A 25209-nucleotide genomic window follows, 5' to 3' on the forward strand; every position below is an offset into this window, starting at 1 on the left:
CTCCTGTCCCACCAGTCGAAGGGCCCAGGACGCCCGCTCCGCGACGCCAGTAGGGTGAGGTCGTAAACCCACCCGCTTCAGAAGGAGCACCCATGGCCAGCATCGAGGCCGTCGGCGCCCGCGAGATCCTGGACTCGCGCGGCAACCCCACTGTCGAGGTCGAGGTCGCACTCGACGACGGCACCATCGCCCGCGCCGCCGTCCCCTCGGGTGCCTCGACCGGCGCGTTCGAGGCCGTCGAGCGCCGTGACGGCGACTCCGCCCGCTACCTGGGCAAGGGCGTCGAGGAGGCCGTCGCGGCCGTCATCGACGAGATCGCTCCTGAGCTCATCGGCTTCGAGGCCACCGAGCAGCGCCTCGTCGACGCCGCGCTGATCGACCTCGACGGCACGGCCAACAAGGGCAAGCTCGGCGCCAACGCGATCCTCGGCGTCTCGCTCGCCGTCGCCAAGGCCGCAGCCGACTCGGCCGACCTGCCGCTCTTCCGCTACCTCGGTGGCCCGAACGCGCACGTGCTGCCGGTCCCGATGATGAACATCCTCAACGGTGGGTCGCACGCCGACTCCAACGTCGACATCCAGGAGTTCATGGTCGCCCCGATCGGTGCGGCCACGTACCGCGAGGCGCTGCGCACCGGCGTCGAGGTCTACCACTCGCTCAAGTCCGTGCTGAAGAGCAAGGGCCTGTCGACGGGTCTCGGCGACGAGGGCGGCTTCGCCCCCAGCTTGGGCAGCAACCGCGAGGCGCTCGACCTCATCCTGGTCGCCATCGAGAAGGCCGGCTTCACGCCGGGCGTCGACCTGGGCCTCGCGCTCGACGTCGCCGCGACCGAGTTCTTCAAGGACGGCGTCTACCACTTCGAGGGCAAGACGCTCTCGAACGAGGAGCTGTCGGCCTACTACGAGCAGCTGGTGAAGGACTACCCGCTGGTCTCCATCGAGGACCCGCTGTCCGAGGACGAGTGGGAGGGCTGGTCCCACCTGGTCGCCACCATCGGCGACAAGGTCCAGATCGTTGGCGACGACCTGTTCGTCACCAACCCCGAGCGCCTGCGCAAGGGCATCGAGCTCAAGTCGGCCAACTCGCTGCTGGTCAAGCTCAACCAGATCGGCACGCTGACGGAGACGTTCGAAGCCGTCGAGCTGGCTCAGCGCAGCGGCTTCACGACGATGACCTCGCACCGCTCCGGCGAGACCGAGGACACCACGATCGCCGACCTGTCGGTGGCCACGAACGCCGGCCAGATCAAGACCGGTGCCCCCGCCCGTGGCGAGCGCATCAACAAGTACAACCAGCTGCTCCGCATCGAGGAGGAGCTGGACGACGCCGCGCGCTACGCCGGCCGCTCCGCCTTCCCGCGGTTCAAGGCCTGACGCACGACCCTCGAAGGCCGGTCACCCACGGGTGGCCGGCCTTCGGCGCGCCACGATTCGCGACGTGCGCGCAGGTCGGTGCGGTCCGAGGCAGAATCGACGCCATGTCCGCCCCCCGACGCCCGGCGTCCCCGAGCGCCCCGGGTCGGCGTCCGGCGGCCCCGCGGTCCGGGACGCCGACCGCTGGGGCGAACGTGCCGCGCGGGAACACGGGCAGCAGGGCGTCGGCACCGCGGTCCGGGGCCACGCCCCGTGTCGGTCCGGCGCCCTCGTCGTCGGCCCGCCCCTCCTCGTCGCGACCCTCCGCCTCCCGCCCCGCCACGCGCGGCAGCGCACCGACACCGCCCCGCGGAACTCCCCGCGCCGAGCGGGTGCAGGTGCGCGTGCCGCGGCTGTTCACCGTGCGCGCGATGGTGTTCTCCTGCGTGCTGCTGCTCGCGTTCGTGCTGGTGTACCCGACGCTGCACTCGTACCTGCAGCAGCGCGTCGAGGTGGACCAGCTGCGCGCCCAGGTCGAGTCGGCGCGGCAGCGGAACGACGACCTCGAGGCGGACCTCAAGCGGTGGGACGACGAGGCGTACGTGCGGGCGCAGGCGCGCGAGCGGCTGTCGTTCGTGATGCCGGGGGAGAAGGCGTTCCGGGTGATCGACCCGGAGACCATCCCTGACACCCCGCCCGCCGCCGACGGCCCCGCGTCGGTGCTCGACTCGGGCTCGACCCTGCCCTGGTACGCGAACGTCTGGGAGTCCGTGCAGGTGGCCGGCCAGACGCCGGTGGCCGGTACCGACGATGCCGCGCCGACGGGCGACAATGGGACGCCCGCCCCGAGCACCACGGCCCCGGCGGGCGGCTGACCCACCCCGCGCACGAACGGACCGCTGCTGTGACCACCTCTTTCGATGCCGTCTCCGACCAGGACATCACGGTGCTCGCAGAGCAGCTCGGTCGCCCCCCGCGCGGTGTCGTCGGCATCGCCGCCCGGTGCGTCTGCGGCCGCCCGCTCGTCGTGCGCACCGCGCCCCGCCTCGACGACGGCACCCCGTTCCCGACGACCTACTACCTCACCTGCCCTCCGGCAGTCGCCGCGGTGAGCACGCTGGAGGCCGGTGGGCTCATGAAGGAGCTCACCGCCCGGCTCGCCGACGACGAGGAGCTGGCCGCCGCCTACCGCCGCGCGCACGACGCCTACCTCGCCGACCGCGAGGCCCTCGGCCACGTCGACGAGATCGCGGGCATCTCCGCCGGCGGCATGCCGACGCGCGTCAAGTGCCTGCACGTGCTGGTGGGCCACGCCCTCGCCACCGGCCCGGGCGTCAACCCGATCGGCGACGAGGCCCTCGCCCTGATCCGCGACGACTGGCGCCCGGACCGCTGCACCTGCTGACGTCCGAGCAGCTGCGCGCCATCTCCTCGGACGTCCTGTCAACCACCCGTAGCGTCCGAACAGATGTGGGCTATACCCCCCCACTTCCTCGGACGTCCTGCGAACCACCCGTAGCGTCCGAACAGATGTGGGCTATACCCCTCACTTGCTCGGACGTCCGCACATTCGGGCGTCCTGGCGAACGGATGTGCGGACGTGGGGCGGGCGCCGGTGGGGGAGGATGAGCGCGTGACGCGTGTGGCTGCCATCGACTGCGGGACCAACTCCATCCGACTGCTCGTCGCCGACGTCGATCCCGACGCCGGGACGCTGGTGGACCTGGACCGCCGCATGGAGGTGGTCCGCCTCGGGCAGGGTGTCGACCGGACTGGCCGCATCGCGCCCGAGGCCCTGGCGCGCACGCTCGACGCCGCCCGGCGCTACAACGACATCTGCACGGAGCTGGGCGTCGAGGCGATCCGGTTCGTGGCCACGTCGGCGTCGCGGGACGCGGAGAACCGGGCCGACTTCGTCGACGGCGTACGTGCCGCGCTGGGCGTCGAGCCCGAGGTCGTGGCGGGCGACGAGGAAGCCGCGCTCTCGTTCCGTGGGGCCACGGGGGTGCTCGCCGGTGCTCACCCCGGCGCGTTCCTCGTCGTCGACCTCGGTGGCGGCTCGACCGAGCTGGTGCTGGGCACCGCGACGCCCGAGGCCGCGTTCTCGATGGATGTCGGCTGCGTGCGGATGACCGAGCGCCACCTGCGCACCGACCCGCCGACCGCCGCCGAGATCGCCGCGGCCCACGCCGACGTCGGCGCCGCGCTCGACACGGCGTCGGCTATCGTCCCCCTGGGCAAGACCGTCACGCTCGTCGGGCTCGCCGGCTCGGTGACCACCGTGACCGCCCACGGGCTCGGCCTGCCCGCCTATGACCCGGCGATCATCGACGGGTCGGTGCTGCCGGTCGACGTCGTGCTCGCCGCGTGCGACGACCTGCTCGGCCGGACCCGCGCCGAGCGCGCGGCCCTCGGGTTCATGCACCCCGGCCGTGTCGACGTGATCGGCGCCGGCGCTCTGGTCTGGGCCGACGTCGTCCGGCGGGTTCGCGACGAGGTCGCCGCGGCCGGTGGTCGGCTCACGGAGGTCGTCACCTCGGAGCACGACATCCTCGACGGCATCGCCTGGAGCATCGCCACCCGCTGACGACGTCCGAGCAGAAGCGGCCCAGGGCCTCCACCTGCTCGGACGCTGTGCCTCTCCGGCACGTCCGCACGTCCGCGCGTCGCGACGACCGAACTTGCGGACGCTGCGCCCTCCCCAAGGCGGACGTCCGCACATTCCCGCGTTGCGACGACCGAATCTGCGGACGTTGCGCCCTCCCAAGCCGGACGTCCGCACGATCGAGCGCCCCGACGACCGAAACTGCGGACGCAGCGCTGGGGGACGGGCCGGACGTCCGCACCGCTGCGGGTTCTGGCCCCGCGCACGCGTGCGGACGCGGCGGTCCCGCTCCGCCCGACGGCCGCACTCCGGCGGGTCCTGGCACGCACGAGTGCGGACGCAGCGCGGGGAAGCGCCCACACGTCCGCACTGCGGCGGGTTCCGGGCCACACGAGTGCGGACGCTACGGTCCAACCGCCCGACTCCGCACTTCCGCGGGTTGTGAGCCCGGCGGCGCCCCCAACGGCGGACCACCTGGCAGAATGCGACCTGGGAGCGCTCTCACCGTGCGGAGAGCAAGCCCGCCGACGCTCAAGGAGGAGCGCGATGCCACCGAGGGAGCCCGTGCTCGACCGCCGCCTGCTGCTCCAGCTGGGCGCGACGACGGGTCTGCTCGCTGCCTGCGCGCCGGAGACCGCGGACCCCGCGCCGACCGAGCCGGCACCCGACACGACCTGGCGGCCCCCGGCGGAGCCGATGACGTTCCCCGCGGGGTTCGTCTGGGGCGCGGCGACGTCGGCGTTCCAGGTCGAGGGGTCGACCACGGCGGACGGCCGCGGCCCGTCGATCTGGGACACGTTCGCCGCCCGGCCGGGCACGATACGCGACGGCTCGACGGGCGACCCGGCCGCCGACCACTACCGGCTCTGGGAGTCGGACCTTGACCTCATCAAGGACCTGGGCCTGCCCGCCTACCGGTTCTCGGTGGCGTGGCCGCGCATCCAGCCGACCGGGTCCGGGGCGGTCAACCAGGCGGGGGTCGACTTCTACCGCCGACTCGTGGACGGGCTGCTGGCCCGCGCCATCCACCCCGCGATCACGCTCTACCACTGGGACCTGCCGCAGCCGCTGCAGGACGCGGGCGGCTGGGCGGTCCGCGACACGGCCGACCGGTTCGGCGAGTACGCGGCAATCATGTTCGACGCCCTGCGTGACGTGGACGCCACGTGGCTCACGATCAACGAGCCGAAGACCACCGCGTTCGTCGGCTACCGCTGGGGGTCGCACGCGCCCGGGATCACCGACGTCGACCAGGCGGCCGCGGCCGTCCACCACCAGCTGCTCGGGCACGGGAGGGCGGTGCAGGCGTTCCGCGAGAGCGGCGCCGCGGGGGGTATCGGCATCGCGCTCAACCTGCTGCCGGTCTACCCGGTGAGCCGCGCGGCGGACACGGCGGCAGTTCGCGTGGACGGCGTGGAGAACCGGCTGTTCCTCGACCCCGTCCTGCGGGGCCGGTACCCGGCAGACGCCCTCGGCGACCAACCCGGCCAGCTCCCGGCCGCCCCGAAGACATTCGGGGCCCTCGTGCAGGACGGTGACCTGGCGGCGATCGGCGCGCCGCTCGACGTCCTCGCGGTGCAGTACTACGGCGTCACGGGTGTCGACGAGGGCGGCGAGCAGGTCGCGCTCTTCCCGACGTCGGCGGCGGACTGGCAGCAGGTGCACCCGGAGGGCCTGTACGACCTGCTCATGGACCTGCTCATCGACTACCCGGACGCGCCGCCGCTGGTCATCACCGAGAACGGGATCCCCGACCCGACGCCCGAGGGCACCACCGACGACCCCGAGCGGCTCGAGTTCCTGCGCGCGCACCTGCAGCAGGCGGCGCGCGCGATCGGCGACGGGGTGCGCCTGACCGGCTACTACGCGTGGTCGCTGCTGGACAACTTCGAGTGGGCCGAGGGCATGACGCAGCGCTGGGGGCTGGTGCACGTCGACCTCGAGACCCAGGAGCGGACGCCCAAGCAGAGCGCCGGCTGGTACTCCGCGGTGGTCCGCGCGAACGCCGTCGAGCGTTCCTGAGCGCGCACTGTGCGCAGTATCACCGGTTCCGGTAAGGCGACGGGACTTCGGTCCCGCTACCGTTGACATATGCCCACGTCTGTCTCCGACGCCGCCACCGTCCCGGCCACGGTCCGCCCGAGCAAGCCTCGCAAGGTGCCCCGCGTCGTGATCCTCGGCGGCGGCACGGTCGGCCTGTACACGGCCCGCCGGCTGCGCAAGCGCCTCGGCAAGCGGGAGGCGGCCATCGTCGTCGTCGACCCCCGGCCCTACATGACCTACGCGCCGTTCCTCCCGGAGGCAGCTGCCGGCTCGATCGACCCGCGCAACGTCGTCGCACCGCACCGCCGCGCGCTCAAGGGCGTCGACGTGCTGCAGGGCAAGGTCAGCCAGATCAACCACGCCGATCGCACGGTCGAGATCACGCCCGAAGAGGGCGACGCGTACTGGATCACCTACGACCACCTCGTCGTGGGCCTCGGCGCCGTCGCCCGCACGCTGCCCATCCCGGGCCTGGCGGACTTCGGCATCGGCTTCAAGAACGTCGAAGAGGCCATCGCGCTGCGCAACCACGTGCTCAACCGCATCGACGTCGCGGCCAGCACCTGGGACCCCGAGCTGCGTCGCCGCATGCTCACCTTCGTGTTCGTCGGCGGCGGCTTCGCCGGCATCGAGGCGCTGGGCGAGGTCGAGGACATGGCCCGCGCCGCGGTCAAGTACTACAAGGCCGTCGAGCAGGAGGAGCTGCGGTTCGTCCTGGTCGAGGGTTCGCCGCGCATCCTGCCCGAGGTCAGCGAGGAGCTGGGTGGCTACACGCTCGAGCAGCTGCGCAAGCGCAACATCGAGATCCACCTCTCGACCTTCCTGAGCAGCTGCGTCGACGGCCACATCGTGCTGTCGAACAAGACGGAGTTCGACGCCGAGACGCTGGTGTGGACGGCGGGCGTCAAGGCCAACCCCGTGCTCAAGGACTCGGACCTGCCGCTGGACAACCTCGGTCGGGTCACGTGCAACGCCTTCCTGCAGGTGGTCGACGCCGACGGCACCGTGGTGCCCGACGCCTACGCCGCCGGTGACTGCGCCGCCGTGCCGGACCTGTACAACCCCGGCAAGTTCTGCCCGCCGAACGCCCAGCACGCGCTGCGCGAGGGCAACCACCTGGGCGACAACCTCTCCCGCGTGCTGCGCTCCGCCGAGCTGACGGAGTACAAGCACAAGAACATCGGCGCCGTCGCGTCGCTCGGCATGTACCAGGGCGTCGCGCAGATGTTCGGCCGGATCAAGGTCCGCGGCTTCCTCGCGTGGGTGCTGCACCGCTCGTACCACGTGGCCGCCATGCCGACGTGGAACCGCAAGATCCGGATCGCCGCGGGCTGGACCGGCTCGCTGCTGCTGCGCCGCGAGGTCGTCGCGCTCGGCAGCCTGCACGACCCGCGCGCGGAGTTCCGCTCCGCCTCGGTGCCGGCCAAGCCGCGAGCGGTCGAGCCGGGCGAGAAGGACCCGTCGCTGCCCGTCATCAAGGCCGAGGCCGGGTCGCCGGCCGAGAAGGCCGCGACCAAGGGTGCCAAGAGCGCCTGACCACGCCCGACACGAGCCCCCGGCCCCCACGCGGACCGGGGGCTCGTTCGTGTCCTGGCAGGATGTGGCCCGGCCCCCGTAGCCCAACTGGCAGAGGCAGCCGGCTTAAACCCGGCACAGTCCGGGTTCGAACCCCGGCGGGGGCACCGGACCGGCTCCTGAGTGCTGAGATGGGGCCATGGAACGCATCGCGATTCGACGACGAGTCACGCGCATCACCCTCGAGGACGGCGCTCGGCGAACCGAAGACCTGCTCGCGGCCGAGGAGCCGCTCGAGATCCGGGTCGGCGGCCGCGCACTGGCCGTCACCATGCGCACGCCCGGCCATGACGTCGACCTCGCCGCGGGGTTCCTGGTCTCCGAGGGGGTCGTCGCGACCGCCGACGACTTCGCCGCCGCGCGCTACTGCGCCGGGGCCACTGTCGACGGCCTCAACACCTACAACGTCCTCGACGTGACGCTGGCCGGCGGCGTCCCGGCGCCCGATCCCAGCCTCGAGCGCAGCTTCTTCACGACGTCGTCCTGCGGGCTCTGCGGGAAGGCGAGCATCGACGCCGTCCGGACGCGCTCGCGCTGGACGGTGGCCGACGACGACCGCGCGATCCCGGCCGAGCTGCTGGCCACGTTCCCCGACCGCCTCCGGGAGCACCAGGAGGTCTTCGCCAAGACGGGTGGGCTGCACGCCGCCGGGCTCTTCGACGCCGCCACCGGCGAGCTGCTCGTGCTGCGCGAGGACGTCGGCCGCCACAACGCCGTGGACAAGGTGGTCGGCTGGGCCCTCACGGCCGGGCTGCTGCCGCTGCGCGGCACGGTGCTGATGGTGTCCGGACGGTCGTCGTTCGAGCTGACGCAGAAGGCGCTGATGGCCGGCATCCCCGTGCTGGCGGCAGTGTCCGCGCCGTCCTCGCTCGCCGCCGACCTCGCGCAGGAGTCGGGGATCACCCTCGTGGGGTTCCTGCGGGGATCGTCGATGGTCGTGTACTCGCGGCCCGAGCGCGTACTGGTCGGAGCGCGGGTCTGATGCCGCGCAAGCCACCGGTCGAGGACCCCGGCTACGACCGGCTGAGGGTCCACCCGCCGGACGCGTGGGCCGTCGGGCTGCCGGCCGTCGTCAACGCGATCACCTACGCGCTCGAGGACCTGGGTCCCAGCCGCTCGCTCACGCTGCTCTCGCGGCTGAACCAGAAGGACGGGTTCGACTGCATGAGCTGCGCGTGGCCGGACCCGGCTCACCGTGCGAGAGCGGAGTTCTGCGAGAACGGCGTCCGCGCGGTCTCGTGGGAGGCGACCCCGGTGACGGTGCCGACGACGTTCTGGGCGGAGCACTCGCTCACGGAGCTGAAGGAGAAGTCGGAGTACTGGTTGGGCATGCAGGGCCGACTCGTCCAGCCCGTCCACAAGGCTGCGGGCAGCGACCACTACGTGCCGGTGAGCTGGGCGGACGCGCTCGGCCTGGTGGCCGACAAGCTCCGGGGCCTCGACTCGCCCGACCAGGCCGCGTTCTACACCAGCGGCCGCACGGCCAACGAGACCGCGTTCCTCTACCAGCTGTTCGTGCGCGCCTTCGGCACGAACAACCTGCCCGACTGCTCGAACATGTGCCACGAGTCGACGGGCACGGCGATGAACGCGACGCTCGGCGTCGGCAAGTCGACCATCGCCTACGACGACTTCGCGAAGGCCGACCTGGTCATCGTCATGGGACAGAACCCCGGCACCAACCATCCCCGGATGCTCACCGCGCTCGAGGACGCCAAGCGCAGCGGCGCGGCGATCGTCGCGGTCAACCCGCTGCCCGAGGCGGCGATGCGGCGCTACAAGAACCCGAAGACGGTGCGCGGGATCGTCGGCCGGGGGACCGACCTGGCCGACCAGTTCCTGCAGATCCGCAGCGGCGGCGACATGGCACTGCTGCAGTGGGTGTCCAGGCGCGTGCTCGAGGCGGAGGACCGCAGCCCCGGCACCGTGCTCGACCACGAGTTCCTGGCGGACCACACGCTCGGCCTCGAGGACTTCCGGGCGCACCTCGAGGCGCTCGACGAGCAGGAGGTCCTGGCGGCGACGGGCCTCACGGTCGCCGAGATGGACGAGCTGGCGGACCGCTACCTCGCGGCCGACCGCGTGATCATCACGTGGGCGATGGGCATCACGCAGCACCGCAAGGGCGTCGACACGATCAAGGAGATCGTGAACCTGCTCCTGCTGCGCGGCAACATCGGCAAGCCGGGCGCGGGCGCGTCGCCCATCCGCGGGCACAGCAACGTGCAGGGCGACCGCACCATGGGCATCTGGGAGAAGATGCCCGACGCCTTCCTGGACGCGCTGGCCGCCGAGTTCTCGTTCGAGCCGCCGCGCAGGCACGGCCTGGACTCCGTGCAGTCGATCGAGGCGATGCAGCGCGGCGAGATCAAGGTCTGGTTCGCGCTCGGCGGCAACCTCGTCGCGGCGATCTCCGACACGGCGGCGGCCGAGGCCGCGATGCGCGGGACGGACCTGACCGTGCAGGTGTCGACCAAGCTCAACCGGTCGCACGTCGTGACGGGTGCCGAGGCGCTGATCCTGCCGACGCTCGGTCGCACCGACGTGGACCTGCAGGAGACCGGGCCCCAGTTCGTCTCCGTCGAGGACTCCGTCTGCGCGGTGCACGGGACCCACGGCGCGGTCCCGCCCGTCTCGCCGGCCCTGCTCTCGGAGATCTCGATCGTCACCCGCCTGGCGCGCGCCGTCCTGGGCGACGAGGGGCCGATCGACTGGGCCGGCTTCGAGCGCGACTACAACACGATCCGGGAGTCGATCTCGCGCGTCGTCCCCGGCTTCGCGGACTTCAACCGCCAGGTTCGACGCAAGGGCGGGTTCGTGCTGCCGAACGGCCCGCGCGACTCGCGGACCTTCCCGACGACGACCGGCAAGGCGATGATCACGGTCAACGAGCTCGTGCCGGTCGAGTGCCCGCCGGGCCGGCTGATCCTGCAGACCATCCGCTCGCACGACCAGTTCAACACGACGATGTACAGCCTGAGCGACCGCTACCGCGGCATCAAGAACGGCCGCGACGTGGTGTTCGTCAACCCGGACGACCTCCTCGAGCTAGGCCTCGCCGATGGCGACCGCGTGGACATCGCGAGCGAGTGGCCGGAGGAACCGGACCGCTGGCTGCGGGGCTACCGCGTGGTGGCCTACCCGACCTCGCGGGGGTGCGCGGCCGCGTACTTCCCCGAGGCGAACGTGCTGGTCTCACTGGCAAGCACGGCGCTCGGCAGCAACACCCCGGTCTCGAAGGCGGTCATCGTGCGGCTGCAGAAGGCGTAGGCCCGGTCAGTCGAGCCCCTGCTCCGACTCCTCGATCGTGGCGAGCCAGTCGCGCTTGCTCGCGCGCCAACCCTCGTCGTCGGCGCCCAGCCGCCAGTAGCCGGAGACCGAGAGCTGGTCGCGGGTGATGCCGCGGTCGACGCGCACGTGCTTGCGCAGCTCGCGGACCACGCCGGCCTCGCCGTGCACGAACGCGCTGACGGGGGCGGGTAGCTCGGGCAGTGCGGTGACGGCGTCGACGAGCGCGAGGCCCGCCACGCCGATGCCCTGGTGGACCCAGTGGACGTGCACGCCCGGCGGGAAGGTCAGCGGGATCTGGTCCTGCTCGTCGTGCACCTCGATGACGGCGTGCCCGACGGCGTCGGCGGGCAGGCGCTCGAGCGCGACGGCGATGGCCGGCAGGGCGCTGGCGTCGCCGGCGTACAGGTGCGACGCGGCGGCGGGGTCCGGCGACCAGGCGCCGCCGGGGCCGACCAGCAGCACCTCGTCGCCGGGCTGCGCGCCCGCCGACCACGGGCCCGCGATGCCCTCGTCGCCGTGCACGACGAAGTCGAGCGTGAGCTCGCCGGCCTCGGCGTCCCAGGCGCGGACGGTGTAGGACCGCTGGCGGGGCTGCTGCTCGGGGGGCAGGGTCGCGCGCACCGCGTCGAGGTCGAGCCGGCCGTCCTCACGCAGCGGGCGCGGCGTGCCCGCGGGCAGGAACACGACCTTGACGTAGGAGTCGGCGTACGGCGACGGCTGGAAGGCGGCGAGGCCGGGGCCGCCGACGACCACGCGGACCATGGTCGCCGCGATCCGTTCCGTCCGGACGACCTCCCCCACGAGCGGGGCGGGGCGCGGGCGGGCCGGTGCGTCGGTCATCGATGTCCTTCGTCGGAGGGGGTGGTCGTGCGGCGGCCCACGCTAGCCGAGCCTCCTGTCAGGTGCGGGTCGCGTGCGCGTCGAGGTCGTCGTTGAGCCGGGTCAGCAGCGTGGCCAGGAGGCGCCGGTCGTCCGGCGACCAGTCGGCGAGGATGTCGGCGTAGACCTCGGCGCGCACGGCCCGCGTCTCGGCCAGGGCCGCGGTGCCGGCGGGCGTCGTGGTGACCACCGCGCGGCGGCCGTCGTGCACGTCGCGCTCGCGGGTCACGTAGCCCGCGGCCTCCATCGCCAGCACCTGCCGAGTCACGGTCGACGCGTCGAGGCGCAGGTGGTCCGCGACCTCGTTGATGCCGGCGGGTCCCGTGGTGTCGAGGAGGCGGAGCGCGAGGTAGGCGGAGCGCTCGAGCGTCGCGGACAGGCGGGTGGTCGCCCGGCGGTTGCGGTCCGCGAGCCGCAGCAGCAGAGCCACCTGGGTCTCGACCGCAGCGGCTGCGTCGTCGTCGCTCATGGGTGTAGCCTACATGGAGTTACCTGCCCCATACAGATACAAGGATCAGCACGTGGCGTCGTCTCGCACAGAACCGAACAAGACCGCGATCTACTCGACCGCCCTCACGGCGTTCTTCGCCATCGCGGGCATCGCGATCGTGGACCCCATCCTCCCCGCCATCGGTGCCGCCATCGGCGCGACCACGTGGCAGATCGAGCTGCTCTTCACCGCCTACATCGCCGTCATGGCGGTCGGCATGATCCCCGCGGTCATGGCGACCGGGAAGTTCGGCTACAAGAAGGTCCTCGCCACCGGCGTGAGCACCGTCGCCGTCGCCGCCATCCTGGCCTCGCTGTCCAACGGGATCGTGTCGCTGGCGCTCCTGCGCGGCCTGTGGGGCCTCGGCAACGCGATGTTCTTCGCCACGGCCATGGTGCTGCTGGTGTCCCTGGCCAACGACAAGAAGTGGGTCGTCGAGCTGTTCGAGACCTGCGTCGGCCTCGGCTTCGCCATCGGCCCCCTGATCGGCGGCCTGCTCGGGCAGATCAGCTGGCGCGTGCCGTTCTTCCTGTGCGGCCTGTTCATGATCGCGGCGCTGATCATCTCGCTGACGCGGCTCAAGGACCCCGAGGAGATGCCCCCGCCGCTGCGGCTCGGCCAGGTGTTCCACCCGTTCCGGCGGCCCGCGTTCGTCGCGCTCTGCGTCATCACCGCGACCTACAACTTCGTCTTCTTCATCGTGCTGGGCTACACGCCGATCTTCCTGGGCCTCGACGTCGTGCCGTTGGGCCTCGTGTTCACGGCATGGGGCGCCGGGCTCGCCTTCGGCATCCTGGTGGTCGGGCACCGGCTCGCGCACCGGTTCGGCGCCGTGCAGACCGTCGGGTTCGCCCTGATGGTCCTCATGCTGACGCTCATCGGCCTGGCGACCTCGCACAGCACCGCGCAGTCCGTGATCGTGCTCATCGTGGCCGGCGTCTGCATGGGCATCTGCAACGCCAACCTCACCGACCTCGCGCTGGCCACCGGCTCGCCCGACCGTCGCGTGACCACGGGGGCGTTCAACCTGGTCCGCTGGGGCTTCGCGGCGCCGGCACCGGTCGTCGCCGGGCTGCTGGCCGAGCACGTCGGCCTGAGCGCGCCGTTCTGGGTGGGCGTCGCCGTGCTCGCCGTCGGCATCGTCACGTTCCTCGTGTTCGGCCACATGGTGGCGCGCACTGTCGGCGAGCGTGTGCTCTGGTCGCGGTGGAACCGCGAGGCCGAGGCGCTCGAGGGCGTGCCTGAGGAGGCGCTCGGCGAGGTCGTCTGACCTCCCCAGCAGATGTGACGTAGGACGCGTCCGGACCGGGAACCCCACCCCGGCCGGGCGCGTTCTCGCACGTGGGCGCGGTTCCGCGTCAGCTGTTGCACACTCGGGAGACCCCTGCATGTATCGCCTCGCCCGCCTCTCGCTGGCCAACCGCGCGGTGGTCGCGCTGCTGACCATCGCTATCGCCGTCTTCGGTTGGATCAGCCTTGGGTCGCTCAAGCAGGAGCTCATCCCGTCGCTGCAGATCCCGACGGCGGTCGTCGTCGCGGTCGACCCCGGCTCCTCGCCGCAGCTGGTCGAGCAGCAGGTGACCGTGCCCGTCGAGCAGGCGGTCCGCGCGGTCGACGGGGTGGAGAAGGTCACCTCGACGTCGTCCACGGGACTGTCGACGACGACGGTCGAGCTCACGTACGGCGGCGACCTCGACGCGTCGGCGCAGGCGCTGCAGCAGGCGGTCGACCGCGTGCGCACCTCGCTGCCCAGCGGCGTCGAGCCGACGGTCTTCACCGGCTCGCTCGACGACTTCCCGGTGGTGCAGCTCTCCATCTCCGGCGGAGAGGGGACGTCCGACACCGACCTGGCGACGCTCGTGCAGGACACGGTGGTGCCGCGCTTCGAGCAGATCGACGACGTCCGCGAGGTCACGGTGACGGGCGTCGCCGACGACGCCGTGACCATCACGCTCGACATGCCCGCGCTCGCGGGGGTCGGGCTGTCGCCTGCCGCGGTGGCGACGATCCTGCAGGACAACGGCGTCGTCATCCCCACCGGGACCGTCGACGAGGGCGACACGACCCTCTCGGTGCAGGTCGGCAGCGAGCTGTCCTCCGTCGAGAACCTCGAGAGCCTGCCGCTGGTCGGGGCCACCACCCCGACGACGCTCGGCGACGTGGCCGACATCGAGGTCGCGCCCGTGCCGGCCACCTCCTACTCGCGCCTCGACGGCGAGGCGGCGCTCGCGGTCGCGCTGACCAAGACGCCCGACGGCAACACCGTCGAGATCTCGCACGGTGCGCAGGACGCGGTCGCGGACCTCGAGGAGCAGCTGGGCGACCAGGTCAAGGTCGCGGTCGTGTTCGACCAGGCGCCCTTTATCGAGGAGTCCATCAACGGCCTGGCCACCGAGGGCGCGCTGGGCCTGCTGTTCGCGGTGCTCGTGATCCTGCTGTTCCTCGGCTCGGTCCGGTCGACGCTGGTGTCCGCGATCTCGATCCCGCTGTCGTTGCTCGTCACGTTCGTCGGCCTCAAGGTCGGCGGCTACTCGCTCAACATCCTCACGCTCGGCGCGCTCACCATCGCGATCGGGCGGGTGGTCGACGACTCGATCGTCGTCATCGAGAACATCAAACGGCACATGTCGTACGGCGAGGCGAAGGTGACCGCGATCCTCACGGCCGTCCGCGAGGTCGCCGGGGCGATCACCGCGTCGACGGTCACCACCGTCGCCGTGTTCCTGCCGATCGCGCTGGTCGGCGGCATGGTCGGTGAGCTGTTCCGGCCCTTCGCCGTCACGGTCGCCGTGGCCATGACCGCCTCGCTGTTCGTCGCGCTGACGATCGTGCCGGTGCTCGCGTTCTGGTTCATCCGGCCGTCCACGAAGGAACGTGCCCAGGCTGCGCAGGCGGCGCCGGCCGACGTCGACGGGGTCGTCCCGGTCGAGCAGGACGTGCGCGACGAGGTCGAGGAGCGCGAGCGCTCGGGCGCCCTCCAGCGCGGCTACCTCGCGACGCTGGGCACGGCGCTGCGGCACCCGGTGCTCACGCTGGGGGCGGCGCTGCTGATCTTCGTCGGCACCCTCGCACTCGTGCCGCGCCTGGAGACCAACTTCCTGGGCGACTCCGGCCAGGACACGCTCACGGTCACGCAGTCGTTCGCGCCGGGCACGTCGCTGCCCACGCAGGACGCCTCCGCCAAGGAGGTCGAGCAGGCGCTCATGGGCGTCGACGGCGTGACCACCGTGCAGACGACGGTCGGCACGTCCGGGGGCGCGGAGGCGGCGTTCAGCGGCGGCGGCGGGACCCCGCGGGCGACGTTCGCACTGACGCTCGACGGCGACGCGGACCCGGCCGTGGTGCAGGAGGACGTGCGCGCCGCCACGAAGGACCTCGGGGACGTGACCGTGGCCGGCGGCGGGGCGGCCTTCGGCAGCTCGACGGTCGACGTCGTCGTGCGCTCCGACGACCCGGACCAGCTCTCGACGCTCGCACAGCAGGTGCAGACCGTGGTCGAGGGCGTCGACGGCACGTCCGACGTCACCAACAACCTCGCGGCGGCCCAGCCGACCGTGCAGGTGGTCGTCGACCGTGCCGCCGCCGCGCAGGTCGGGCTCACCGAGACGCAGGTCGCCGGCACCGTCGCGGCCGTGATGAGCCCGCGACCCATCGGCACGGTCGACCTGGGCGACGGGCCGCTGGACGTCACGATCGTGGCGACGGCGGGCCTGACGACGCTCGACCAGCTGCGCCAGGTCGTCCTGCCGACGGCGACCGGCATCGTGCCGCTCACGCAGGTGGCCAGCATCGACGAGGTCGACGTGCCCACGTCGGTCACGCGGGTCGACGGGGAGCGCTCGGCGACGATCTCGGCGACGCCGTCCGGGCAGGACCTCGGGGCGCTGACGCGTGAGCTGCAGACGAAGGTCGACGCGATCGACGTGCCGGCCGGCTCCAGCGTGGCCATCGGTGGCGTCGCCTCCGACCAGCAGGACGCGTTCGCCGACCTCGGCCTCGCGCTGCTGGTCGCCATCGCGATCGTCTACCTGGTCATGGTCGCGACGTTCCGGTCGCTGCTGCAGCCGCTGATCCTGCTGGTCTCGGTGCCGTTCGCCGCGACCGGTGCGCTGCTGGCGCTGCTGCTCACCGGCACCCCGCTGGGCGTCCCGGCGCTCATCGGTGTGCTCATGCTGGTCGGCATCGTGGTCACCAACGCGATCGTGCTCATCGACCTGGTCAACCAGTACCGCCGCGACGGGCGGCCGCTGGCCGAGGCCGTGACCGAGGGCGCCCGCAAGCGTCTGCGGCCCATCCTCATGACGGCGCTGGCGACGATCTTCGCGCTCACGCCCATGGCGTTCGGCGTCACCGGCGGCGGGGTCTTCATCTCCAAGCCGCTGGCGATCGTGGTCATCGGCGGGCTGGTCACCTCGACGCTGCTGACGCTGGTGCTCGTGCCGGTGCTGTACATGCTCGCGGAGAAGGCCAGGGGCCGCACGTCCCGCGCCTGAGCACGACGAAGGGGGCGGTCCGGAACCGGACCGCCCCCTTCGCGTTGCCTGGGGTCAGGCGTCGCGCTTCTTGAGCAGGATCGCGGCGACCCCGAGGACGACGACGACCCAGATCACCAGCACGCCGTAGCCCTGCCACGCCGTCAGGTCTGCCCCGATCGGTGAGGAGGCCGCGGCGACCTCCAGCTGGGCGTCGGTCTGCGTGAGCTGCTGCCCCGCGATTCCCGGCAGGAACGGGAACATGTAGGTCAGCGGCTTCCACGGGATCGAGCTGAAGAGGATCGGCGCGACGAGCAGGAGGCCGAGCACGGTCGCGATGGCCGCCGCCGAGTGACGCATGAGCGCGCCCAGGGCGAACGAGAACAGCGCGATCGTCGCGAGGTACACCGCGGTTCCGACGAGCGGCCGGAGCATGTCTGGGTCGCTGAAGTCGACCGAGAGCCCCTTGCTGTCGAAGAAGAGCCACTGGAGGGCCGTCCCGGCGGCCACGGCCACCAGGGCCGCCCCGAAGACCGCGACGATCAGCACGATCGCCTTGGACCACAGCACCGGAAGGCGCTTGGGCGCGGCCGTCAGGCTCGAGCGGATCATCCCGGTCGTGTACTCGCTCGTGATGGTCAGGGCGCCGAGGACCGCCAGGGCCAGCTGGCCGAGGGTCACGGCGAAGCTCAGCGGACCGAGCGCGTCGCTGGCGTCGGGCGGACCGCCCTGCTCGGGGCTGGGGGCGTTGACGTACGCCAGGCTGATCAGCACGACCAGGCCGACCGTCGCGATCAGGAAGATGGCGAGCGTCCAGATGGTCGAGCGGACCGACCAGAACTTGATCCACTCGCCGCGTACCAGGTGGCCGAAGCTGAGCCGGTAGGGCTTCGTGGCGGTGCTGTGGCGGTGCGGCTCGGTGGCGACGGCGGCGCTCATCGGGCGTCCTCTCCGGTGGTCGGGGACGTGGTCGCGGCGTGTGCGCCGTGCGGCTCGGAGACCTCGCCGGGCAGCGCGGCCGAGTGGTACTCGATCGACTCCGACGTCAGGGACATGTACGCCTCCTCGAGCGAGCCGGCGAGCGGTGTGAGCTCGTGCAGCACGAACCCGGCCTTGGCGGCGATCTCGCCGATCTCCACCGCGGTCGCGCCGTGGATCTCGAGCAAGCCGTCCGGCGCCGGCGTCACGGTGACCGCGGGTCCGGCCAGGCGCGCCGCCAGGTCGGACGCTTGCGGGGAGCGGACCCGGACCGTGGCGGTGGTCGCCTGCGCGATCACCGAGTCGACCGGGCCGTCGGCGATGATCTTGCCGCGGCCGATGACGATCAGGTGGTCGGCCGTGACGGCCATCTCGCTCATGAGGTGCGACGAGAGGAAGACGGTCCGACCCTCGGACGCGGCCAGGTACTTGACCAGGTTGCGCACCCAGAGGACGCCCTCGGGGTCGAGGCCGTTGACGGGCTCGTCGAGGATGAGGGTCTGCGGGTCGCCGACCAGCGCCGCGGCGATGCCGAGCCGCTGCCCCATGCCGAGCGAGAACCCGCCGACCCGCCGCTTGGCCACCGTGTCGAGGCCGGTCATCGAGATGACCTCGTTGACGCGCTTGTCGCCGATGCCGTGCGTCGCGGCGATGGCCCGCAGGTGGTTGCGGGCGCTGCGGCCGGTGTGGACCGCCTTGGCCTCGAGCAGCGCGCCCACCTGCGTGAGCGGCGATGAGTGCTCGGCGTACCGCTTGCCGTTGACGGTCACGCTGCCGTGCGTCGGCTTGTCCAGCCCGACGATCATCCGCATGGTCGTGGACTTCCCGGCGCCGTTGGGTCCGAGGAAGCCGGTCACCCTTCCGGGCTGGACGGTGAACGAGATGCCGTCCACCGCCACCTTCGTGCCGTATCTCTTCGTCAGGTCGTGGGCCTCGATCATCAGCCGTTCCTCGTCGTCGGGAGCAGAACCGTTGACGACCCTAGGGTCGGGCCGCAAGGGCTTACATCGGACCATGGGGGGAGCGCGGCCCAGCCGAAAGGCCGAGAACCCGTGAGTAGAGAAACCTGGGAACGAACGCGCCCCTGTTCACGTTCGCTACGGTGACAGCCTTGTCTTACTGCGCCCGATCCGTCCAGGAGGACGCCATGGCCAATCCCGTGTTCAACAACAGTCCGGTCTTCCAGGATCCCGTTCAGCGCCGGGGCCAGAAGTCGCCCGCGTCAACGGTCTCCTACGGCACCGCCGGTGCCCAGGTGACCGACGCGGCCACGCTCGACCAGATGTACGACGCCCCCGCCGCGACCACGCGCGAGACCGGGCGGCTGACGTACGACGACGTCATCATCAAGACCGGCGGGCTGCTCGCGCTGCTCGTGGTCGTGTCGGTCGGGTCCTGGTACCTGACGCCGACGATGCCGTGGCTCCTGTGGGTCGGCGCCATCGGCGGTCTGGTCCTGGGGCTGGTCAACGCGTTCCGGAAGGAGCCGAGCCCGGCGCTGATCATCGCGTACACCGCGGCGGAGGGTCTCTTCCTCGGTGGCATCAGCCTGCTCTTCCAGAACTTGGTGGTCGAGGGATCGTCGACAGGCACCGCGGAGCCGATCGTCACGCAGGCCGTCATCGCGACGCTCGCCACCTTTGCCGGTGCGCTGTTCCTGTTCCGCTCGGGCAAGGTCCGCGTCACCCCGAAGTTCACTCGCTTCCTGCTCATCGGCATGGTCGGTTACCTGCTGTTCTCCCTGGCCAACCTCGTCGCGTCGTTCTTCATCGCGAGCGACGGCTTCGGCCCGTTCCGCAACGGCATCTGGGGCGTGCTCGCCGGTCTCGTGGGTGTCGGGCTCGCCGCGGCCAGCCTGATCGTGGACTTCGACGCCATCAAGCGCGGTGTCGAGAACGGCGCCCCGGCCAAGTTCGCGTGGTCGGCCGCCTTCGGCCTCATCGTCACGCTGGTCTGGCTGTACCTCGAGTTCCTGCGCCTGTTCGCGATCCTGTCGGGCCGCAACTGACGCTGGGCATGGACCGTCCGCCTCACGGCGTGACCTCGGCCCGGGTGCGATGATCGATCGCACCCGGGCCGACCTTTTTTTCGATCTCAAGTCGACCCGCCCCGCCACCCATGGGAGCAGCCCGACCGTGAAGTACGCGAAGCACATCTCCGAGCTCGTCGGCGGCACCCCGCTCGTCCAGCTCACGTCCGTGACCGCAGGCCTGACGGCGACGATCCTCGCCAAGGTCGAGTACATGAACCCCGGCGGCTCCGTGAAGGACCGCATCGCGCTGAAGATGATCGAGGCCGCGGAGGCGAGCGGCCTGCTCAGGCCCGGCGGCACGATCGTCGAGCCGACCAGCGGGAACACCGGGGTCGGCCTGGCCCTCGTCGCGCAGCGCAAGGGCTACCGCTGCGTGTTCGTCTGCCCCGACAAGGTCAGCCAGGACAAGCGGGACGTGCTGCGGGCCTACGGCGCGGAGGTCGTCGTGACCCCCACTGCGGTCACTCCCGACCACCCCAACTCGTACTACTCGGTCTCCGACCGGCTCGCGCGCGAGATCCCCGGCGCCTGGAAGCCGAACCAGTACGCGAACCCGAACGGGCCGGCCAGCCACTACGAGTCGACCGGCCCCGAGATCTGGGCCGACACCGACGGTCGCGTCACGCACCTGGTCGCGGGCGTCGGCACGGGCGGCACCATCACCGGCACCGGGCGCTACCTGCACGACGTCTCCGACGGGCGGGTGGTCGTCATCGGCGCCGACCCCGCCGGCTCGGTGTACTCGGGCGGCGACGGGCGTCCGTACCTGGTCGAGGGCGTGGGCGAGGACTTCTGGCCGGCCGCCTACGACCCGACGGTGCCCGACGAGATCATCGCCGTCTCCGACGCGGACTCGTTCGCCATGACCCGGCGGCTCGCGCGCGAGGAAGGCCTGCTGGTCGGCGGATCGTGCGGCATGGCGGTCGAGGCGACGCTGCGGTACGCGCGCCGGCTCCAGGAGGAGGACCCGGCCGCCGCCGCGGAGGCCGTCATCGTGGTGCTCCTGCCCGACAGCGGGCGCGGCTACCTGTCGAAGATCTTCAACGACAAGTGGATGCGCTCGTACGGGTTCCTGGCCGCCGACGAGGGCGCCACCGTGGCCGACGTGCTGCGCACCAAGACCGGCGCCCTGCCCGACCTGGTGCACACGCACCCGAACGAGACCGTGCGCGACGCCATCGAGATCCTGCACGAGTACGGCGTCTCGCAGATGCCCGTGGTCGGTGCCGAGCCGCCCGTGAAGATCGGCGAGGTGGCCGGCGCCGTGAGCGAGCGCGAGCTGCTCGACGCGGTGTTCTCGGGGGAGGCCGAGCTGTCGGACCGCGTGGACCGGCACATGTCGGCCGCGCTGCCGCTCATCGGCTCGGGAGAGTCCGTGGAGTCCGCCCGGTCGGCGCTGCAGAAGGCCGACGCGCTGATGGTCGTCGACGACGGGTCGCCCGTCGGGGTGCTCACCCGGCACGACCTGCTCGGGTTCCTGGCGCGATAGGTTCTCCCGGGAAACGCTGTCCACACTGTCGTCCGAAGGAGCACGATGGCCCTGTTCGACCTGCCCCTGCCCGAGCTCGAGCGCTACCTGCCCGAGCTGGACGAGCCGGCCGACTTCGACGACTTCTGGGCGTCGACGCTGGACGAGGCGCGGACGTTCGACCTCGGTCTGACCGTGACGCCGGTGGACACCGGGCTCACCGCGATCGAGGCGTTCGACGTGACGTTCGCGGGGTTCGGCGGGCACCCGATCAAGGCGTGGGTCACGCGACCCGCCGGGGTGGCCGGGGAGCTGCCCGCCGTCGTCGAGCTCATCGGGTACGGCGGCGGCCGCGGCTTCGCGCACGAGCGACTCGCGTGGGCCGCGGCCGGGTACGTGCACCTGGTGATGGACACCCGCGGCCAGGGGTCCACGTGGGGCAACGGCGGCCACACCCCGGACCCGGCCGGCTCCGGACCGGCGTCGCCGGGGGTCATGACGCGCGGGGTCCGCGATCCGCACGAGCACTACTACCGGCGGCTCATCACCGACGGCGTGCGGGCCGTCGACGCGGTCCGCGCGCTGCCCGGGGTCGACGCCTCCCGCGTGGCGGTGACGGGGATCAGCCAGGGCGGCGGACTCGCGCTCGCGGTCGGCGGGCTGGCCGACGGCCTCGTCGCGGTCATGCCGGACGTCCCGTTCCTGTGCCACTACCCGCGGGCGCTGGCGATCACCGACGCGTTCCCGTACGGCGAGCTCGTGCAGTACCTCGCGGTGCACCGGGACGAGGAGGCCGTCGTGATGCGCACGATGTCCTACCTCGACGGCGTGCACTTCGCGCGGCGTGCGTCGGCACCCGCGCTGTTCTCGGTCGCGCTGCGCGACCAGACGTGCCCGCCGTCGACCGTCTTCGCGGCGTACAACCACTACGCGGGGCTCGCGGCCGCGCGGCCCGCGACCGAGATCGAGGTGTACGCCTACAACCAGCACGAGGGCGGGCAGGCGTTCCAGGTGCAGCGGCAGCTGCACTGGCTGCGGGCGCTGCTGGCGACGGAGCCCGCCCCGGTGGCCGCCGAGGCTCGCGCCTGACGGGTCAGGTCGGCCGGCGGAGGCGATCCGCCACCCGAGCCCGGTCGTGGACGCGGGCTCGACCGCGGCCCCGAATGGCCTAGCCCACGCCCAGCCGTTCCAGGCCGCCGACCAGTCCGTCGACGAGGAAGGCGAAGCTGTCGTCGACGTCGTCGGGCATGCCGAATCCGCCGTCGAGCTCCAGGACGACGAACCCGTGCACGGCGGCGCGGACGGCGCGGACGGCGTCGATTCGGCGCGCGGCCGGGACTCCGAGCGCGGCGACGGCGTCCGTCATTTCGCCGACGGTTCGGGCGGCCGCCGCGCGGACGGCGTCGGCGTCGGGGTCCTGCATCCACCCGGCGCCCTGGACGGCACCGTAGCGTCCGGGCCGACGTCGGGCGAGGTCGCGGGTGGCGTGCGCCATCGCAACGAGCAGGTCGGGGCCGTCGTGGTCGGCGCGCACGGCCCGCAGGGCGTCCCCGAACCCCTCGATGCAGACGAGGGCGACCTCGCGGCGCAGCGCGGGCAGGCCGGCGACGTGCTTGTACAGGCTCGGCACCGCGACGCCTGCGCGGGTCGCGACGGCGGAGAGCGTGAGGTCGGCGAACCCCGTCGGGCCGCCCTCGTCGACGACCGCCAGGGCCAGGTCGACGACGGCGGCGCGGTCGAGCCCCGCCCTAGGCACGCGCGCTCGCGCCGACCCGGAAGCGGCCGTCGGCGTCCCGGGGGAGGTCCGCGAGGAAGGCGAGCGTCCGGGGGACGACGACCTCGGGCGCCTGGTTCTGCGGGTAGTGGGCGACGCCCGGGATGAGGGTGACGTCGGCGTCGATCGCGCCGCGCAGCCACTCGGCTTCCGCCGCCGGGTCCTTGAAGTCGGGATCGATGGCGCCGACGAAGGCGACGGCGGGCGCGACGATCTCCGGGACGCGGGCCTCGACGGGGGCGTGGGTGAGCTGGACGGTCAGGTGCCGGAAGGAGCGCAGGTGGGCGGGGTCCTTCATGGCCGCGCGCAGGTCCGCGACGTGCTCGTCGAGCCACGGCGCCTTCGTGCCGCGGTTGAGGTAGCCGCGGTAGTAGGACGCCCACACGGCCCCGCCCCACGGGCGTGCGAAGAGCAGGCGCTCGAGGCCGTGGAAGACCGCCACGGCGACCGCCGGCATCGGGCGCTCGCGCAGGAACGGGCCCGTGAGCACCAGGCCCGCGACGAGGTCGGGCCGCTCGGCGGCGGCCCAACCGGCGGCGGCCGCGCCCATGGAGTTGCCGACGAGGACCGCCGGGCCGCCCAGGTGCTCGACGAGCGCGAGCGCGTCCTGGCCGGTCACGACGTCTCCGTGGGTGCTGAACGTGGTGTCGGAGTCGCCGTGGCCGCGCAGGTCGAGCACGGCGACGCGGTGGCCGGCGTCGACGAGCGGGCCGGTGAGCTCGCGCCAGGTGCTGCGCAGGTCCCCCATGCCGGGGATGAGGACGACGAGCGGGCCGTTCGCGGGCCCGTCGACCGTGTAGGCGATCCGCCCCTCGGGGCGCTGCAGGTGCTGTGTCATGAGAGAAAAGCTAATGCCATTAGCCAACGCGGTCAACCCCTCGGTGCGACGGGTGTCGGTCGGGGTTGGCAAGATGGTGTGCGCACTGTCATCCACTGAAGGAGTACGTCATGTCCGCAGCGCTGCCCGAGGCATCGGGAACCTTCGGCCAGAAGCCGACCCTCACGTTCCCGGACGCGCCTGCGCCGAAGGAGCTCGAGGTCGTCGTCCTCTCCCGGGGCGACGGCGCCCTCGTCGAGGCCGGCGACGACCTCGAGGTCCACTACCTCGGCCAGTCCTGGAACGGGGGAGTGTTCGACAACTCGTACGACCGCGGCTCCTCGATCAGCTTCCCGATCGGCGTCGGCGCGGTCATCGGCGGCTGGGACGAGGGCCTCGTCGGTCAGCAGGTCGGATCCCGTGTGCTGCTCTCCATCCCGTCGCACCTGGGCTACGGCGACCGCGGCGCCCCGCAGGCCGGGATCAAGGGTGGGGACACGCTGGTCTTCGTCGTCGACATCGTCGGCACCAGCAACTGAGCTGAGGCGATCGGCCCCCTGCGCTGCTGCGCGTTCGCATGCAGGGGGCCGTCGCTATCCTCGGGCCGTGGCCGACGGCGAGGTGACGATCGGGGAGTTCGCGCGCCGGTCGGGGCTCTCGCTCAAGGCGCTGCGGCTCTACGACGCCCGCGGGCTGCTCGAGCCCGTCCGGGTGGACCCGGACAGCGGGTACCGCTACTACGACCCCGACCAGCTGGACCGGGCCCGGACCATCTCGCTGCTGCGGCGGCTGGAGATGCCGCTCGGCACGATCGCCGACGTGCTCGCGGCGCCGGGCGCTCAGGCCGCAGCGATCCGGTCGTGGTGGGAAGGGCGACGCCGCGAGCTGGCCGAGCACGGGCCGGAGCTCGACCTCGTCCTGCACGCGCTCGGCGGGCCGCCCGGTTCGGCGCACGTCGGCCAGTTCGGGATCGACGACGTCGTCGTCGAGCCGGTGCCCGCACGGACGGTCGCGTCGGTGACCCGGCACGTCCCGCAGGTCGAGCTCGTCGCGGCGATCACGGCCGACGTCCTGGAGGTCCGCCGGTTTCTCGACGAGGGCGGCGCGGCTCGCGGCGACGAGTTCTGGGTGCTGTTCCACGGGGCCGTGGGCAACGACGGCGACGGGCCGATCGAGGTGTGCGTGCCCTACGACGGGCCCGTCGACCCGGTCGGCAGCATCACTTTGCGCCGCGAGCCCGCGCACACCCTGGCGTTCGTGCCGGTGGCCGCCGCCGACTGCCGGTTCCCGCGGATCATCGGCGCCTACGTCGCGCTCGAGACGTGGTTCGCGTCGGGCGGGTGGACGCACGGCGGCCCGGAGCGCGAGATCTACCCGGTGCCGTGGTCGGACGAGGGCGTCGTCGCGCACGTCGCCCGACCCGTCGCTTGACC

General features: G+C 72.2%; 21 protein-coding genes and 1 tRNA gene. 16 read left to right on the forward strand and 6 right to left on the reverse strand.

The genetic code is table 11. The features are described 5' to 3' along the window. The first annotated feature begins 92 nt into the window (after window positions 1–92). The 9 genes from eno (at window position 93) to AC1DYZ_RS14120 (ending at window position 10845) form a co-directional block, all read left to right on the forward strand. Window positions 93–1373, forward strand: coding sequence for a phosphopyruvate hydratase (gene eno, locus AC1DYZ_RS14080; RefSeq protein WP_477065806.1), 1281 nt, complete (start codon window positions 93–95; stop codon window positions 1371–1373). A gap of 383 nt (window positions 1374–1756) precedes the next feature. Then, window positions 1757–2227 carry an FtsB family cell division protein gene (locus AC1DYZ_RS14085; protein WP_477065807.1) on the forward strand — a complete coding sequence of 157 codons (471 nt, stop codon included), beginning with the start codon at window positions 1757–1759 and terminating at the stop codon, window positions 2225–2227. A gap of 29 nt (window positions 2228–2256) precedes the next feature. Then, the gene (locus AC1DYZ_RS14090) at window positions 2257–2757 is read left to right on the forward strand and encodes a DUF501 domain-containing protein (RefSeq protein WP_477065808.1); all 501 of its coding nucleotides are present in this window, start codon (window positions 2257–2259) and stop codon (window positions 2755–2757) included. A 228-nt stretch (window positions 2758–2985) separates the two neighbouring features. Continuing rightward, entirely contained in the window at window positions 2986–3939 is a 954-nt protein-coding gene (locus AC1DYZ_RS14095; RefSeq protein ID WP_477065809.1) for a Ppx/GppA phosphatase family protein, read from the forward strand. Between the two features lie 564 nt (window positions 3940–4503). Beyond that, the gene (locus tag AC1DYZ_RS14100; protein WP_477065810.1) at window positions 4504–5979 is read left to right on the forward strand and encodes a GH1 family beta-glucosidase; all 1476 of its coding nucleotides are present in this window, start codon (window positions 4504–4506) and stop codon (window positions 5977–5979) included. A gap of 69 nt (window positions 5980–6048) precedes the next feature. Next, window positions 6049–7536 carry an NAD(P)/FAD-dependent oxidoreductase gene (locus AC1DYZ_RS14105; protein ID WP_477065811.1) on the forward strand — a complete coding sequence of 496 codons (1488 nt, stop codon included), beginning with the start codon at window positions 6049–6051 and terminating at the stop codon, window positions 7534–7536. 72 nt (window positions 7537–7608) lie between these two features. After that, window positions 7609–7682: transfer RNA gene (locus AC1DYZ_RS14110), tRNA-Leu, on the forward strand. Window positions 7683–7714: 32 nt separating this feature from the next. Continuing rightward, window positions 7715–8557 carry a formate dehydrogenase accessory sulfurtransferase FdhD gene (gene fdhD, locus AC1DYZ_RS14115; protein ID WP_477065812.1) on the forward strand — a complete coding sequence of 281 codons (843 nt, stop codon included), beginning with the start codon at window positions 7715–7717 and terminating at the stop codon, window positions 8555–8557. After that, entirely contained in the window at window positions 8557–10845 is a 2289-nt protein-coding gene (locus AC1DYZ_RS14120; protein WP_477065813.1) for an FdhF/YdeP family oxidoreductase, read from the forward strand. Before fdhD ends, AC1DYZ_RS14120 begins: the two co-directional genes overlap by 1 nt. A gap of 6 nt (window positions 10846–10851) precedes the next feature. Here the strand turns inward: AC1DYZ_RS14120 and AC1DYZ_RS14125 are convergent, their stop codons facing one another. Beyond that, window positions 10852–11706 carry a siderophore-interacting protein gene (locus tag AC1DYZ_RS14125; RefSeq protein WP_477065814.1) on the reverse strand — a complete coding sequence of 285 codons (855 nt, stop codon included), beginning with the start codon at window positions 11704–11706 and terminating at the stop codon, window positions 10852–10854. Between the two features lie 58 nt (window positions 11707–11764). Beyond that, window positions 11765–12214, reverse strand: coding sequence for a MarR family winged helix-turn-helix transcriptional regulator (locus AC1DYZ_RS14130; protein ID WP_477065815.1), 450 nt, complete (start codon window positions 12212–12214; stop codon window positions 11765–11767). 52 nt (window positions 12215–12266) lie between these two features. On the opposite strand from AC1DYZ_RS14130, the gene AC1DYZ_RS14135 reads away from it, so the two are divergent. After that, entirely contained in the window at window positions 12267–13505 is a 1239-nt protein-coding gene (locus AC1DYZ_RS14135) for an MFS transporter (protein WP_477065816.1), read from the forward strand. Between the two features lie 118 nt (window positions 13506–13623). Continuing rightward, the gene (locus AC1DYZ_RS14140) at window positions 13624–16728 is read left to right on the forward strand and encodes an efflux RND transporter permease subunit (protein ID WP_477065817.1); all 3105 of its coding nucleotides are present in this window, start codon (window positions 13624–13626) and stop codon (window positions 16726–16728) included. Between the two features lie 54 nt (window positions 16729–16782). On the opposite strand, the gene AC1DYZ_RS14145 is transcribed toward AC1DYZ_RS14140, so the two are convergent. Together AC1DYZ_RS14145 and AC1DYZ_RS14150 are read right to left on the reverse strand one after the other, a co-directional pair. Beyond that, window positions 16783–17646: an ABC transporter permease subunit gene (locus AC1DYZ_RS14145; RefSeq protein WP_477065818.1), complete on the reverse strand. Its 864-nt coding sequence runs from the start codon at window positions 17644–17646 to the stop codon at window positions 16783–16785. Next, window positions 17643–18626 (reverse strand): ABC transporter ATP-binding protein, encoded by a 984-nt coding sequence (locus AC1DYZ_RS14150; RefSeq protein ID WP_477065819.1) that lies wholly within the window; start codon window positions 18624–18626, stop codon window positions 17643–17645. Before AC1DYZ_RS14150 ends, AC1DYZ_RS14145 begins: the two co-directional genes overlap by 4 nt. A gap of 206 nt (window positions 18627–18832) precedes the next feature. Here AC1DYZ_RS14150 and AC1DYZ_RS14155 point away from each other — a divergent pair, with 206 nt between their 5' ends. The 3 genes from AC1DYZ_RS14155 to AC1DYZ_RS14165 all read left to right on the forward strand — a co-directional run bounded on the left by AC1DYZ_RS14155 (window position 18833) and on the right by AC1DYZ_RS14165 (window position 22274). Beyond that, window positions 18833–19693 carry a Bax inhibitor-1/YccA family protein gene (locus AC1DYZ_RS14155; protein WP_477065820.1) on the forward strand — a complete coding sequence of 287 codons (861 nt, stop codon included), beginning with the start codon at window positions 18833–18835 and terminating at the stop codon, window positions 19691–19693. Window positions 19694–19820: 127 nt separating this feature from the next. After that, the gene (locus AC1DYZ_RS14160) at window positions 19821–21206 is read left to right on the forward strand and encodes a cystathionine beta-synthase (RefSeq protein ID WP_477065821.1); all 1386 of its coding nucleotides are present in this window, start codon (window positions 19821–19823) and stop codon (window positions 21204–21206) included. Window positions 21207–21251: 45 nt separating this feature from the next. After that, window positions 21252–22274: an acetylxylan esterase gene (locus AC1DYZ_RS14165; protein ID WP_477065822.1), complete on the forward strand. Its 1023-nt coding sequence runs from the start codon at window positions 21252–21254 to the stop codon at window positions 22272–22274. A 79-nt stretch (window positions 22275–22353) separates the two neighbouring features. Here AC1DYZ_RS14165 and AC1DYZ_RS14170 read toward each other — a convergent pair whose 3' ends face one another. Together AC1DYZ_RS14170 and AC1DYZ_RS14175 are read right to left on the reverse strand one after the other, a co-directional pair. After that, on the reverse strand, window positions 22354–22941 hold the full coding sequence (locus AC1DYZ_RS14170) for a TetR/AcrR family transcriptional regulator (protein ID WP_477065823.1): 588 nt from the start codon (window positions 22939–22941) through the stop codon (window positions 22354–22356). Further along, window positions 22934–23797: an alpha/beta fold hydrolase gene (locus AC1DYZ_RS14175; RefSeq protein ID WP_477065824.1), complete on the reverse strand. Its 864-nt coding sequence runs from the start codon at window positions 23795–23797 to the stop codon at window positions 22934–22936. Before AC1DYZ_RS14175 ends, AC1DYZ_RS14170 begins: the two co-directional genes overlap by 8 nt. A gap of 110 nt (window positions 23798–23907) precedes the next feature. On the opposite strand from AC1DYZ_RS14175, the gene AC1DYZ_RS14180 reads away from it, so the two are divergent. Next, window positions 23908–24315, forward strand: coding sequence for an FKBP-type peptidyl-prolyl cis-trans isomerase (locus AC1DYZ_RS14180; RefSeq protein WP_456823183.1), 408 nt, complete (start codon window positions 23908–23910; stop codon window positions 24313–24315). A 67-nt stretch (window positions 24316–24382) separates the two neighbouring features. After that, on the forward strand, window positions 24383–25207 hold the full coding sequence (locus AC1DYZ_RS14185) for a MerR family transcriptional regulator (protein ID WP_477065825.1): 825 nt from the start codon (window positions 24383–24385) through the stop codon (window positions 25205–25207). Window positions 25208–25209 lie beyond the last annotated feature (2 nt).

Source organism: Cellulomonas sp. P1_C4, from assembly GCF_056406355.1.